Here is a 13,087-nt window from a genome sequence, read left to right as displayed (position 1 = left end):
GGGCGAGGCGCTGCGCTGCGGGCTGGAAAGCCGCCTCGTGGCCGGCTTCCGCCGCGGCGACGACCCCGCCCAGGCTGGCCGTCCGCGCCCGGCCGAGGCCTGGCTCGCGGTGCTGGGCCCGGGCTTGCCGCCCTTGCCGCTGCGCGTCGAATTCCCCTCGACCTTCCTCGGCGCCTTCCGGCTGGACCTGGTGCGCGCCGGGGCGGTGGTGCCCGTGCCGGTGCCCGACCGGGTCAGCGCGCCAGCGCGGCCATGAGGGCGGGCAGGTCGGCGGGCGCGGCCGCGACGGGCGCGCCTTCGGCCATGTGGACCGGGCCATAGCCCCAGCCGGCGAAGATGCAGGGCACGCCGCAGCCTGCCGCGGCCCGCACGTCGTTGTGGTGGTCGCCGATCATCACCGCGCGCTCTGGCGTGCTGCCGGCGGCCGACAGGGTGGCGCGCAGGTGGCCGGGATCGGGCTTGCGGACGGGGAAGGAATCGCCGCCGCCAAGGGCGGTGAAGCGCCCCGACAGGCCGAGCGCCTCCAGCAGCCGGCGCGCCGCCACCTCGGGCTTGTTGGTGCAGACCGCCATGCGCCAGCCATCCGCCGCCAGGGTGTCGAGCACGGCGGGAATGCCCTCGAAGGGGCGGGTCAGGACGGCGGCCTTGGTTTCGTAATCGGCCATGAAGGCGTCGAGCGCGGCCTCCTCGAAGGGCAGGCCGCGCGCGGCCAGGGCGCGGGTGACCAGTACCCGCACCCCGTCGCCGACCATGCCAATCACCTCGGGCCGGGCGAAGCCGGGCAGGCCGCGCCCGGCCATCAGCCGGTCCAGCGCGGCGTGGATGTCGGCGGCGCTGTCCACCAGCGTGCCATCGAGGTCGAACACGGCGATCTTCGTCATGGCCCGGGCGTAGCGCCAAATCGGGCCCGGGGGAACCGCCCCGACACATCCGGCAAAGCATGGTGAGCGCCGTCGCGCTGGACGCGGCGCGGTCCGACGCGTTACGGCAGGGGCATGTCCGCCGCCGCCATCATCCTCGCCGCGGGTCTCGGGACCCGGATGCGCTCCAGCAAGCCCAAGGTCATGCACCCGCTGGGCGGACGGCCGATGATCCGCCACCTGCTTGCGGCGGTGGAGGCGCGCTTCGGGCGCGTCGTGGTCGTCGTCGGCCCCGACATGCCCGAGCTCGAGGCCGCGGTGGCGCCCCATGCCGTGGCAGTGCAGCGCGAGCGCCTGGGCACCGGGCATGCCGCGTTGCAGGCCATGCCGCAGCTTGGCGGGCATGATGGCGACGTCGCCGTGCTCTACGGCGACAACCCGCTCGTCAGCGAAGCCACGCTCGGCCGCCTGCTGGCGGCGCGGGCGGAGGCCGACCTGGTGCTGCTGGCGATGCGCCCGGCCGATCCGGGGCGCTATGGCCGCGTCGTCACCGCCGCGGACGGCATGGTGGAACGCATCGTCGAATGGGCCGATGCGACCGAGGCCGAGCGCGCCATCGGGCTTTGCAATGCCGGCGTGGTCTGCGCGGCCTCGGCCGACCTCGCGCGGTGGCTGGCGGCGGTCGGCAACGCCAATGCCAAGGGCGAATACTACCTGACCGACGTGGTGGCGCTGGCCCGCGCCGAGGGCAGGCGCGTGCGCGCGGTCGAAGCCCCCGAGGCCGAGCTGCGCGGCATCAACAGCCGCGCCGAACTCGCCGCCGCCGAGGCGACGCTGCAGGCCGGGCTTCGCGCCGCGGCGATGGAGGCCGGCGTGACCATGCTGGCGCCCGAGACCGTGTTCCTTGCGCACGACACCCGCTTCGGCCCGGACGTGACGCTCGAACCGCATATCGTCTTCGGCCCTGGCGTGAGCATCGAGGAAGGGGCGGTGATCCGCGCCTTCAGCCACCTGGAAGGCTGCACGGTAAAGCGCCACGCCATCATCGGCCCCTATGCGCGTCTGCGCCCGGGCACGGTGGTCGAAGCCCGCGCGCATGTCGGCAATTTCGTGGAACTCAAGGCGACGACGCTGGGCGAGGGGGCAAAGGCGAACCACCTGGCCTATCTGGGCGATGCGACGATCGGCGCGGGAGCGAACATCGGCGCCGGCACCATCACCTGCAACTACGACGGCGTGAACAAGCACCGCACCGAAATCGGCGAGGGCGCCTTCATCGGATCCGACACCGCGCTGGTGGCTCCCGTGAAGGTCGGCGCGCGGGCGCTGGTCGGTGCAGGCAGCGTCATCACCGCGAACGTGCCCGACGATGCGCTGGCGATCGCGCGCGGGCGGCAGACGGTCTTCGCCGGGCGCGGCTTCAAGGGCAAGGGGACATAGGGCAATGTGCGGTATCGTCGGCGTCGTCGGGCGCGAGGCAGCGGCACCGCGCATCCTGGAGGCATTGCGGCGGCTGGAATACCGCGGCTATGACAGCGCCGGCATCGCCACGCTGGTGAACGGCCACATCGATCGCCGCCGCGCCGAAGGCAAGCTCACCAACCTCGCCGCCGTGCTGGAGGCGAAGCCGTTGGCGGGGACGACCGGCATCGGCCACACGCGCTGGGCGACGCATGGCGCGCCGGTCGAGCGCAATGCGCACCCCCACGGCACCGCGCGCGTGAGCGTGGTGCACAACGGCATCATCGAGAACCACGCCGAACTGCGCGACGAGCTGGAAGCCAAGGGCCAGGTCTTCGAGACCGAGACCGACACCGAGACCTTCGCCCGCCTGGTGGACTGGCACCTCCAGCAGGGTGCCGGCCCCGAGGAAGCCGCCGCCGCAGCGCTGGCGCGCGTGCACGGGGCCTTCGCGCTCGCCATGGTCTTCGCCGGGCATCCGCGCAAGCTGATCTGCGCGCGCCAGGGTGCGCCGCTCGCGGTCGGCTTCGGCGAGGGGGAGATGTTCGTCGGATCGGATGCGCTGGCCCTCGCGCCGCTCACGCGCCGCATCGCCTATCTCGAGGAAGGCGACTGGGCGGTGGTGAGCGACACCGACGCGGTGTTCCACGATGCCGGCGGCGCGGTGGTGCAGCGCGAGGTGAAGCTCACCGCGGTCTCGGGGGCCGCGGTCGGCAAGGGCAACTATCGCCACTTCATGGAGAAGGAGCTGCACGAGCACCCCGTCGTGCTCGGTGACACGCTGCAACAGTATCTCGAGCCCGCCACGCGATCCGTCACGCTGCCGGCGCTGCCCTTCGACGCGGCGCGCGTGCCGCGCCTGACCATCACCGCCTGTGGCAGCGCCTTCCTGGCCGGCATGGTCGGGCGCTACTGGATCGAGCAGGTGGCGCGCATTCCGGTCGACGCCGATGTCGCGAGCGAGTTGCGCTACCGCGACCCGCCGCTGCCCGAGGGTGGTGCGGCCATCCTGATCAGCCAGAGCGGCGAGACCGCCGACAACCTGGCGGCGATGAAGATGCTGCGCGAGCGCGGGCAGAAGATCCTGTCCATCGTGAACGTCCCCGAGAGCAGCATGGCGCGCGAGAGCGACGCCACGGTGCTGACGGTCGCGGGGCCGGAGATCTCGGTCGCCTCGACCAAGGCGATCACGGCGCAGCTCGCGGTGCTGGCCTGCCTCGCGATCGGGCTGGGGCGCGCGCGCGGGACGCTATCCGCTACGGTCGAGGCCGAGCTCACGGCCGAATTGCTGGAAGTCCCAGGCAAGGCGGCTGCGGTGCTGGAGCGCGACGCCGAGATCCGCGCCATGGCGGTGGAGGTGGCGAAGGCGCGCGACGTGCTGTTCCTCGGGCGCGGGCCGCTGTTTCCGATCGCCCTGGAAGGTGCGCTGAAGCTCAAGGAGATCAGCTATATCCACGCCGAGGGCTATGCCGCCGGCGAGATGAAGCACGGCCCCATCGCGTTGATCGACAAGGACGTGCCGGTGATCGCGCTGTGCCCCTCCGGTCCGCTGTTCGAGAAGACCGCATCGAACCTGCAGGAAGCCGCCGCCCGCGGCGGGCGCGTGATGGCCTTCACCGACGAGGCCGGCGCGCCTGCGCTGGCGCGCTTCGCCGAGCGCGTGGTGACGCTGCCCCATGCCGGCACCTTTGCCGCGCCGATCCTGCACGCCATCCCGGTGCAGCTGCTGGCCTATCACGTGGCGGTGCTGAAGGGCACCGACGTGGACCAGCCGCGCAACCTGGCCAAGAGCGTGACGGTGGAATAGCGGCGCGCGCTATTCCGGCTGCACGCCGAGCTCGCGCAGGATGCGGCCATAGGCCTCGTATTCGCTGCGGACCATGGCGGTGAATTCGGCGCGCGACATGAAGTTCACCGGTACGCGACGCGCGGCGGCGATTCGGCGGAAGCCTTCGTCCTCGGTGCCGGTGCGGCAGGACTCCTCGAGCCGGGCGAGCACGGGCTCCGGCGTGCCGGCGGGGGCGTAGAGGCCCACCTGGCTGAGCTGCTGCGCGTCGATTCCCTGTTCGCGTGCAGTCGGCACGTTCGGGTAGTCCGGGTGGCGCCGCGCGGAGAAGACCGCGACGAGCCGCAGCCGGTCGCCGTCGATCAGGCCGCTCGCCGAGGCGACGACCGTGGCCGAGAAGTCGAGCCGCCCGGCCAGCACCTCGTTCAGGTGGGGCGGGTCGCCGCGGAAGGGGATGTGGCTGAACTCGACGCCGGTGGCGCGCGTGACGCGCACCATGGCGAGCTGCGGCAGGGAATTCGGCCCCGGGCTGCCGAAGGTGAGCATCCGCCGCCGGCCTTCCGCGACCAGGCCGGGCAGGTCCCGGATCGGGCTGTCGGCGCGCACCACCGCGCCGATGACGTTCTCGTTGGTGCCGCAGACCGGCGCGAAGCTGTCCGGCCCGATGCCGAGGTTGCGCACCATGTGCGGCTGCACGACCACCGGCGTGACCGGCGTGAGGCCGAGCGTATGGCCATCTGGCGTCGATTGCGCGACGAAGCGCATGCCCACCACGCCCGAGGCGCCGTCGCGGTTGGTCAGCACGACCGGCTGGCCCATGAGGCGCGTGAAATGCTCGCCGAGCGCGCGGCCATAGGCGTCCGACGCGCTGCCCGGCGCATAGGGCAGCACGATGGTGATCGGCCGGTCGGGGAAGCCCTGCGCCGTCGCCGCGACCGGCGCGAGCAGCGCGAGGGCGAGAAGCGCGCGGCGCATCGCGCTCACGCCTCGAAGATCGCGACGGCGCGCGTCCAGCCGGCCGAGCCGCGATGCACCTTCACCGGGAAGCAGGCGATCATGAAGCCGTCGGCGGGCAGCGATTCGAGATTGCTGAGCTTCTCCATGTGGCAATAGCCGATCTCGCGTCCCGCGCGGTGGCCCTCCCAGATCAGGGACGCATCGCCGGTCTCGGCCACCTTCTTCTTCGTCAGCGAGAAGGGGGCATCCCAGGACCAGCCATCCGTGCCGGTCACGCGCACGCCCTGTTCCAGCAGCCACAGCGTCGCGGCCTTGCCGACACCGCAGCCCGAATGGATGTAGTCGTCCTGCCCGTAGCGGCTGCCCGCGCGGGTGTTCACCACCACGATCTCGAGCGGCTTGAGCACATGCCCGATGCGCGCGAGTTCCTTCTGCACGTCCTCGGGTGTGGCCACGTAGCCATCGGGCAGGTGACGAAAGTCGAGCTTCACGCCGGGCTGGAAGCACCAGTCGAGCGGCACCTCGTCGATGCGCCAGGACGGCTCGCCGCTGGGCACCGTGCGTTCGTTCATGCGCGAGAAGAAGTGGTAGGGCGCATCCAGGTGCGTGCCGTTGTGGGTGCTGATCGCCACGCGTTCCACCGCGGCATACTGCCCTTCGGGCAGCGCATCGACCGGGATGTCGAATTCCTTCGCCATGGCCGGCGCGCTCATGTGGTGGTCGATGTAGTCGATCTGCGGGAGCATATGCGGCGGGTCGGATGCGATGCCGGCCTTGAGTGCGACGGAGATGTCGACGATGCGACGGGGCATGGGCGTTTCCTTGTTTCCTTGAATCAGGCGGGCCAGGCGATGGAGGGGTCCAGCACGCCGCGGCATTCGCCGAAGCCGATCGGCACGGCGCCGGGCGCCTCGGCGCGGGCGCGGAAGACGATCTCGTCGCCATCCTGGATCCAGCGGCGCGTCTCGCCGTTCGGCAGCGTGACCGGGCCGGTCAGGCCGATCTCGGCGAGGCAGGCGCGCGCACTCTCCTCGGGGCCGGAGACGGTGCCGCTGCCGAGCAGGTCGCCCGCCATCAGGTTGCAGCCGTTCGAGGCGTGATGCGCGACCATGGTCGCGGCGGTCCAGTACATGCCGGCGAATTGCGTGTCGGTCAGGATGAAGGGCGCGGCGCCCTCCGCGCGCATCCGCGGCGTCAGGATCGCGGCCGTCATGCGCACGGAAAGCGCGCCGTTCGTGCGGTTCCAGGCGCTGTCGAGATAGGGCAGGGCGGGCGGGTCCTGCACCGGTGCGGGCACCTCGAAGGGCACCAAGGCCTCGGCGGTCACGATCCAGGGCGAGACGGATGTCGACACGCTCTTGCCCAGGAAGGGGCCGAGCGGTGGCATCTCCCAGCGCTGCACGTCGCGCACCGACCAGTCGTTGAGCAGCCCGTAGCCGAAGATGCGATCGGGCGCGCGGGACATCGGCACCGGTTCGCCGATCGCGTTGTCCCCGGCGATCCAGATGGCCATTTCCAATTCGTAGTCCATCGCCTCGGTCGGGCCGAAATGCATCGTCCCGTCCTGGCGCTGCCACTGGCCGTGCGGGCGGATCACCGCCTCGCCGCTGACGCGTACGGAGGAGGCGCGCGAGTGGTAGGCGACCGGCAGCTGCCGGAAGGCCTGCGGCAGCGGGTTCTTTGGGTCGCGGCGCACGCCGAGCCGGGCGCAATGGTCGTAGGAGGCCATGAAGTCGGAGAAGTTCCGCACCGTCGTGGGCAGGTGCATCCGCGCGGCAGCCATCGGCACCAGCAGGTCGGGGCGCGGAGGCGCGCCCTCGCTCAGCAGGGCCGATACCTCGGCGCGCAGCGCGGCGGAGGCGCCGCGCCCGGCCGCCATCAGCGGCGCAAGGCTGTCCGACGCCGCGGCTGCCTCCCGCACCACCCCTGCCGCATGCGCCGCGCGCAGGTCGAGCACCATGTCCCCGATCGCCACCCCGCAGCGCGGGCCGGCGCCGGCCGTGCTGAACACGCCGAGCGGCAGGTTCTGGATCGGGAAATCGGTCCCCGGCGCCTGCGCCGAGGCCACCCAGCTGCGCAGCAAGGGATCATGTGTCGCGTCGCGACCTGCCATGGGCGTTTCCTCCTGACCTCCGGGGATCATGCCCGCGCCGCCGCATGGCGCAAGGCGCCGAGGCTGACAGGCGCCGCCCCCGGGCGTATCGTCCGGGCCAACACAAGGAGGGCCAGCCATGCTCGACGCCGTCGCCAAGATCCCGCTGAAGGACTCCGACCTTTTCCGTCAGGCGAACCACATCGCCGGCGCCTGGGTGCAGGCCGACAGCGGCAAGACCATCGCCGTGCGCAACCCGGCCTCGGGCGAGGTGATCGGCAATGTTCCCGCCATGGGCCGGGCCGAGACGCACCGCGCCATCGAGGCCGCGAACGCCGCCTACCCCGCGTGGCGCGCCATGCTGGCGAAGGACCGCGCCGTCATCCTGCACCGCCTCGCGCGGCTGATGCACGAGAACGCCGACGACCTGGCCGCCATCATGACGGCCGAGCAGGGCAAGCCGCTCGCGGAGGCGAAGGGCGAGGTCGTCTACTCGGCCTCCTTCATCGAATGGTTCGCCGATGAGGGCCGGCGCGTCTATGGCGAGACCATCCCGCAGAACGCCAAGGGGCGCCGTATCCTCGTCACCAAGGAACCGATCGGAGTCTTCGCCGCCATCACGCCGTGGAACTTCCCTTCCGCCATGATCACCCGCAAGGCCGGCCCGGGCTGGGCCGCGGGCTGCACGGGCGTGATCCGCCCGGCCTCGCAGACGCCCTTCTCCGCGCTGGCGATCGCCGTGCTGGCCGAACGCGCGGGCATGCCGGCCGGCGTGTGCAACGTGATCACCGGGCCGTCAGGCGAGACGGGCCGCGAGCTCACCGCCAACCCGATCGTGCGCAAGCTCTCCTTCACCGGGTCCACGGAAGTCGGCCGCGCGCTGCTCGCGCAATGCGCCGAGACGGTCAAGAAGACGTCCATGGAGCTTGGCGGCAATGCGCCCTTCATCGTCTTCGACGACGCCGACCTCGACGCCGCGGTGCAGGGCGCGATGGCCTCGAAGTACCGCAACACCGGGCAGACCTGTGTGTGCGCCAACCGGCTGCTGGTGCAGGATGGCGTCTACGACGCCTTCGCGGCGAAGCTGAAGGAGGCGGTGGAAGGGCTGAAGGTTGGGCCCGGGATGGAGCCGGGCGTGACGCAGGGCCCGCTTATCAACGCCGACGCGGTGGCGAAGGTCGAGGAGCACATCGCCGATGCGCTGGCGCTGGGGGCGAGCATCGTCACCGGCGGCAAGCGCCACGCCCGCGGCGGGAATTTCTTCGAACCCACCGTGCTGGCCAACGTGCCGCGCGGGGCGAAGATCTTCGGTGAGGAGACCTTCGGCCCCGTCGCGCCGCTGTTCCGCTTCAAGACCGAGGACGAAGCCATCCAGCTCGCCAACGACACCGAGTTCGGCCTGGCGGCGTATTTCTACGCGCGCGACGTGGGGCGGATCTTCCGCGTCGCGGAGGCGCTGGAATACGGCATCATCGGCATCAACGAGGGCATCATCTCGACCGCGGAGGCGCCCTTCGGCGGCTTCAAGCAGTCGGGCCTGGGGCGCGAGGGCAGCAGCCACGGCATCGAGGAATACCTCGAGATGAAGTACCTCGCGCTGGGCGGCATCGGCACGTGAAGGAACCCCTCTTCCTCGAGGACCTGACCCCGGGCCGGCGCTTCGCCGCCGGCCCGGTGACGGTCACCGAGGAGGAGATCGTCGCCTTCGCCAGCCGCTACGATCCGCAGCCCTTCCATACCGACCCGGTCGCGGCGGCCGGGCACCCGCTGTTCAAGGGCCTGGCCGCGAGCGGCTGGCACACCGCGGCGTTGACCATGCGCATGATCGTCGACGCCGTGGGCCATATCCATGGCGGCGCGATCGGCGGCGGCGGCGAGTTGCAGTGGCCGCGGCCGACGCGGCCCGGCGATGTGCTGCGCCTCGAGGTCGAGGTGCTGGAAGCGACGCCGTCGCGCTCCCGCCCGGAGCGCGGGTCGGCGCTGATCCGCTACCGCACGCTGAACCAGGCAGGAGAGGAGGTGCAGGTCTTCACCGCCCGGGCGGTCGTGCCGCGCAGGCCGGGGGGCTGACCGGCGCCGCGGCGCCCCATATCCTGCGCCGGACCGAACGGAACAATCCCATGCCCTACGACTTCGACCTGTTTGTCATCGGCGGCGGCTCGGCCGGCGTGCGCTGCGGGCGCATCGCCGCGGGGCACGGGGCGCGCGTGGCCGTGGCGGAGGAGCGCTTCTGGGGCGGCACCTGCGTCAATGTCGGCTGCGTGCCCAAGAAGATCATGGTCAATGCCGCCGAATACGGCGCCTGGATGGAGGATGCCGCGGCCTTCGGCTGGCCCCATCACCGCCACCAGCATCATGACTGGGCGAAGCTCGCCGCCGCGCGGGACGCCGAGGTCACGCGCCTGTCGGGCATCTACGGCAAGCTGCTGGCCGGCGCCGGCGTCACCTCCTTCGATGCGCGCGCGACCTTCCTCGATCCGCATACGCTCGATGTCGGCGGCCAGCGCGTCACGGCGGAGCGCATCGTCATCGCCACCGGCGGCACGCCCATGCGGCTCGACATTCCCGGTGCCGAACTCGGCCTGGTCTCGGACGACCTCTTCACGCTGAAGGCGTTGCCGAGGCGCGCGGTGGTGATCGGCGGGGGCTACATCGCGGTGGAATTCGCCACCATCCTGCAGGGCCTGGGGGCGGAGGTGGACCTGATGTACCGCGCACCCCTGCCGCTGCGCGGCTTCGACGAGGATATCCGCGGCGCCGCGGCCGAGGCGCTGGCCGCGCAGGGCATCCGCCTCAACCCTGATGTCCGCCCGACCCGCATCACCGCCCTGCCGGACGGGCTGATGGTGGCGATGTCGAACAACTTCATGCGCGAGGCGGATGCGGTGTTCTTCTGCACCGGCCGGGCGCCGAACACCGCGGGACTCGGGCTCGAGAAGGCGGGCATCGCGCCGCTCGCCGGCGGCGCCATCCCGGTGAACGACGACCACCAGACGGTGCAGCCGCACATCTACGCCTTAGGCGACGTGATCGACCGGGTGAACCTGACCCCGATGGCGACCGCCGTCGGACACGCGCTGGCGGACACGCTGTTCGGCAGCAATCCGCGCCGCGCCTCCTACGACAACGTCGCGACCGCGGTCTTCATGTCGCCCCCCATCGCGACCGTCGGCCTGACGGAGACCGAGGCCGCCGCGCGCGGCCCTGTCGATGTCTACGTCACGCGCTTCACGCCCATGCGCCACACCATCAGCAAGCGGGAAGGGCGCAAGACCCTCATGAAGCTCGTGGTCTGCCAGGCGACGCAGAAGGTGCTCGGCGCGCACATGCTGGGCGAGGATGCGGCCGAGATCATGCAGGGCATCGGCATCGCCATCGGCATGGGTGCCACCAAGCAGGATTTCGACCGCACCATCGGCATCCACCCCACGGCCGCCGAGGAATTCGTCACGCTGCGCACGCGCACCCGCGTGGCCGGCGTCGCGGCCGCGGCGCAGTAGCGCGTGCCGCCCGCCGCGCGCCTGCCGGTCCTCTTCGCCGCGGCGGGGCATTTCCTGCATCACGTGCTGGCCGGGCTGTTCCTCACGCTCGCCGTCGTGCTCGAGCGCGTGTGGGAGAAGCCCTATGCCGAGATCATCGCGCTTTGGACCATCGGCGCGGCGCTGATCGGGCTCGGCGCGCCGGCGGCGGGCTGGCTCGCAGACCGCTTCGGCCGTGCGCGGATGATGGCGGTCTTCTTCCTGGGCATCGGCGCGGCCTCGGTGGTGGCGGGGCTGGTCACGGGCCCGGCCGGTATGGCGGCGGCGCTGGCTGGGATCGGGCTGTTCGGCGCGCTGTATCATCCGGTGGCGCTGGCCTGGGTCTCGATGGCCGCACCGGCCGCGATCCGGGGGCGGGTGATGGGCTGGGTGGGCATCGCGGGGTCGATCGGCGTGGCGCTCTCGGCGGTGATCGCGGGCGGGCTCGCGGCGGTCGCGGGCTGGCGCACGGCGATGATCCTGCCGGGCGTGGTGACCATGGCCGGCGGGATCGCGCTGGTGATGGCGATACTGGCCGGGCGGATCGCGCCGGTCGCACCCGCGGTGCCGGCCGCAGGCGTGGCGCCGAGGGAAACCCGCGCGCCCTTCGGCGTGCTGGTGGTGCTGGTCGTGACCTTCACCCTCGGCTCGGTCGCCTATACCGCCTTCAGCACGGCGCTGCCGAAATGGCTCAGCGAATCCCTCGCCCTCGACGCGAGCGACGCGGCGCGCCTCGGCCTGGTGGTGGGCGCGACGCTGCTGATGGGCAGCGTCGGGCAGCTCATCGGCGGGCGCCTGGCCGACCGGCTGCCGTTCAAGTGGCTCTATGTCGCGACCTTCACGCTGAAATTCGTGCCGCTGGCGTTGGCGGCGCTGCTTGGCGGACCGGTCGCGGTGCTGCTGGCGGCGGTGATCGGCCTGACCTTCGACATGTCGGCGCCGGTCGAGAACCTGCTGCTCGCGCGCTATTCCTCGGGTCGCCGGCGGGGCCTGGCCTTCGGGATGAAGTTCGCGATCGGCTTTGCCGCCGCACCGATCGGGGTGAACATGGTGGCCTGGGCCTATGGCGAGGGCGCCGGCGGCGCCCCCGCGTTGTTTGCGATCCTGGCGGCGATGACGGCGGTGATGGTCGCCGCCGCCTTGCTGCTGCCATGCGAGGCCGCGCCGCCGCCGCGCATCCTGGCCCCGGCGGAGTAGCGACTCACGCCACGCCGTTCATCCGAGCCTCGAAGCCGCGGAACAGGGAGACGGCCTTCGCGTCGAAGAAGGGCAGGATCTGGGTCAGGAACACCCCCGCCGTGCCCCGCCCGTGATCGATCCAGTAGTAGGTGTTGCCCAGCCCCGCCCAGGCCAGCCCGCCGGCCGAACGCCCCTGCGGCGTGGGCGCGCGGTTGACCAGGAAGGACAGGCCCCAGCCGCAGGACAGGCCGGGGAAGAGATCGGCGTCGTTGGTGGCGGCGGGCACGGCGCTGATCATGGGGCGCACCGAGAGCGGCGCGATCTGGTCGCGCGCCATCTCGGCGACGGTCGTGGCCTTGAGCAGCCGCTCGCGCCCATGCCGCCCGCCGTTCAGGATCATGCGGGCGAAGGCCATGTAGTCGGCCGCGGTGGAATAGAGGCCGCCGCCGCCCATCTCGAATTCCGGGTCCTGCTCGACCTCGAAGGGAATTGCGGCCAGCGCGCCATCGGCGCCGCGCGCATGCATCCCCGCGAGCCGCGCGCGCATGTCCGGGCGCAGCCGGAAGGCGGTGTCCGCCATGCCGAGCGGGCCGAAGATGGTCTCGGCCAGGTGCGCGCCGAGGCGCCGGCCGGTGACGGCCTCCACCATCTTGCCGGCCCAGTCGATGCCGATGCCGTAGGACCAGCCCTCGCCGGGGTCGAACAGCAGGGGCAGGTCTAGCGCGGCGTTGCGGCAGGTGGTGATCGCCGGGGTGCCGGTCACGCGGCGGTACTGCGCAATGGCAGGGCTCCACATGTCGTAGGCGAAGCCGGAGGTATGCGTCAGCAGGTGCCGCAGCGTGACCGGCCGTTTCGGCGCGCGCAGCCTCGGCTGGCCGGCGTCGTCGAACCCCACCAGCACCTGCACCCGGCCCAGGGCGGGCAGCACCTCGGCCGCGGGGGCATAGAGCGAGAGCCGCCCCGCCTCGACCAGGCGCATCGCTGCCGTGGCGGTGATCGCCTTGGTCATGGAGGCGATCCAGACCACCGTGTCCGGCGCCATGGGCTCGGGCGCGCCAAGGCGGCGCACCCCGTAGCCGGCGACGAAGCCGGCCTCCTCGCGCCCGCCGGCGGCCACCACCAGGCCCGGCACCTCGCCGGCCTGGACCGCGCCCTGCATCAGGATCGCGACGTCGTCATTCAGGTCCATGGCGTCCTCTCATGTCGGCCCTGCGAGCCTCGCACGGAAGCCGCC

At 71.9% G+C, this 13,087-nt stretch carries 11 protein-coding genes and 1 pseudogene; 7 read left to right on the top strand and 5 right to left on the bottom strand.

Features of this window, described 5'->3' with window-relative positions:
• Positions 1-256: pseudogene (locus tag HW578_RS03485) on the top strand (DUF3108 domain-containing protein); the annotation flags it as partial.
• Here the strand turns inward: HW578_RS03485 and HW578_RS03480 are convergent.
• Complete coding sequence (locus tag HW578_RS03480) at positions 234-881, bottom strand: HAD-IA family hydrolase (RefSeq protein WP_198369135.1); 648 nt, start codon at positions 879-881, stop codon at positions 234-236. The pseudogene HW578_RS03485 and the gene HW578_RS03480 overlap by 23 nt on opposite strands.
• A gap of 114 nt (positions 882-995) precedes the next feature.
• Here HW578_RS03480 and glmU point away from each other — a divergent pair, with 114 nt between their 5' ends.
• Together glmU and glmS are read left to right on the top strand one after the other, a co-directional pair.
• Entirely contained in the window at positions 996-2,300 is a 1,305-nt protein-coding gene (gene glmU / locus HW578_RS03475; RefSeq protein ID WP_198369134.1) for a bifunctional UDP-N-acetylglucosamine diphosphorylase/glucosamine-1-phosphate N-acetyltransferase GlmU, read from the top strand.
• A 4-nt stretch (positions 2,301-2,304) separates the two neighbouring features.
• Entirely contained in the window at positions 2,305-4,128 is a 1,824-nt protein-coding gene (gene glmS / locus HW578_RS03470) for a glutamine--fructose-6-phosphate transaminase (isomerizing) (protein WP_198369133.1), read from the top strand.
• Positions 4,129-4,137: 9 nt separating this feature from the next.
• Here glmS and HW578_RS03465 read toward each other — a convergent pair whose 3' ends face one another.
• Genes HW578_RS03465 through fahA form a run of 3 tightly spaced genes read right to left on the bottom strand, consistent with a single transcriptional unit; the run spans position 4,138 to position 7,177 of the window.
• Complete coding sequence (locus HW578_RS03465) at positions 4,138-5,082, bottom strand: tripartite tricarboxylate transporter substrate binding protein (protein WP_198369132.1); 945 nt, start codon at positions 5,080-5,082, stop codon at positions 4,138-4,140.
• Between the two features lie 5 nt (positions 5,083-5,087).
• Positions 5,088-5,876: a cyclase family protein gene (locus tag HW578_RS03460; RefSeq protein WP_198369131.1), complete on the bottom strand. Its 789-nt coding sequence runs from the start codon at positions 5,874-5,876 to the stop codon at positions 5,088-5,090.
• Between the two features lie 23 nt (positions 5,877-5,899).
• Complete coding sequence (gene fahA, locus HW578_RS03455; protein WP_198369130.1) at positions 5,900-7,177, bottom strand: fumarylacetoacetase; 1,278 nt, start codon at positions 7,175-7,177, stop codon at positions 5,900-5,902.
• Between the two features lie 118 nt (positions 7,178-7,295).
• Here fahA and HW578_RS03450 point away from each other — a divergent pair, with 118 nt between their 5' ends.
• From HW578_RS03450 to HW578_RS03435, 4 genes are read left to right on the top strand one after another with little or no spacing between them, the layout of a single operon-like run.
• Positions 7,296-8,774: an NAD-dependent succinate-semialdehyde dehydrogenase gene (locus HW578_RS03450; RefSeq protein ID WP_232478579.1), complete on the top strand. Its 1,479-nt coding sequence runs from the start codon at positions 7,296-7,298 to the stop codon at positions 8,772-8,774.
• Positions 8,771-9,226 carry a MaoC family dehydratase gene (locus tag HW578_RS03445; protein ID WP_198369129.1) on the top strand — a complete coding sequence of 152 codons (456 nt, stop codon included), beginning with the start codon at positions 8,771-8,773 and terminating at the stop codon, positions 9,224-9,226. Before HW578_RS03450 ends, HW578_RS03445 begins: the two co-directional genes overlap by 4 nt.
• 50 nt (positions 9,227-9,276) lie before the next feature.
• Entirely contained in the window at positions 9,277-10,656 is a 1,380-nt protein-coding gene (gene gorA / locus HW578_RS03440) for a glutathione-disulfide reductase (RefSeq protein WP_198369128.1), read from the top strand.
• A 3-nt stretch (positions 10,657-10,659) separates the two neighbouring features.
• On the top strand, positions 10,660-11,871 hold the full coding sequence (locus HW578_RS03435) for an MFS transporter (RefSeq protein WP_198369127.1): 1,212 nt from the start codon (positions 10,660-10,662) through the stop codon (positions 11,869-11,871).
• 4 nt (positions 11,872-11,875) lie between these two features.
• Here HW578_RS03435 and HW578_RS03430 read toward each other — a convergent pair whose 3' ends face one another.
• Complete coding sequence (locus HW578_RS03430) at positions 11,876-13,042, bottom strand: serine hydrolase domain-containing protein (RefSeq protein ID WP_198369126.1); 1,167 nt, start codon at positions 13,040-13,042, stop codon at positions 11,876-11,878.
• Positions 13,043-13,087 lie beyond the last annotated feature (45 nt).

Source organism: Roseomonas rosulenta (assembly GCF_016106005.1).
Lineage (GTDB): Bacteria > Pseudomonadota > Alphaproteobacteria > Acetobacterales > Acetobacteraceae > Neoroseomonas > Neoroseomonas rosulenta.
The sequence above is the reverse complement of the archived record's forward strand: the minus strand, read 5'-3'. Positions and strand labels throughout refer to the sequence as shown.

What these genes read in the sequence shown, in the direction of transcription:
- HW578_RS03480 (WP_198369135.1), bottom strand. Translation starts at nt 881, where the DNA reads ATGACGAAGATCGCCGTGTTCGACCTCGATGGCACGCTGGTGGACAGC.
- glmU (WP_198369134.1), top strand. Translation starts at nt 996, where the DNA reads ATGTCCGCCGCCGCCATCATCCTCGCCGCGGGTCTCGGGACCCGGATG.
- glmS (WP_198369133.1), top strand. Translation starts at nt 2,305, where the DNA reads ATGTGCGGTATCGTCGGCGTCGTCGGGCGCGAGGCAGCGGCACCGCGC.
- HW578_RS03465 (WP_198369132.1), bottom strand. Translation starts at nt 5,082, where the DNA reads ATGCGCCGCGCGCTTCTCGCCCTCGCGCTGCTCGCGCCGGTCGCGGCG.
- HW578_RS03460 (WP_198369131.1), bottom strand. Translation starts at nt 5,876, where the DNA reads ATGCCCCGTCGCATCGTCGACATCTCCGTCGCACTCAAGGCCGGCATC.
- fahA (WP_198369130.1), bottom strand. Translation starts at nt 7,177, where the DNA reads ATGGCAGGTCGCGACGCGACACATGATCCCTTGCTGCGCAGCTGGGTG.
- HW578_RS03450 (WP_232478579.1), top strand. Translation starts at nt 7,296, where the DNA reads ATGCTCGACGCCGTCGCCAAGATCCCGCTGAAGGACTCCGACCTTTTC.
- gorA (WP_198369128.1), top strand. Translation starts at nt 9,277, where the DNA reads ATGCCCTACGACTTCGACCTGTTTGTCATCGGCGGCGGCTCGGCCGGC.
- HW578_RS03430 (WP_198369126.1), bottom strand. Translation starts at nt 13,042, where the DNA reads ATGGACCTGAATGACGACGTCGCGATCCTGATGCAGGGCGCGGTCCAG.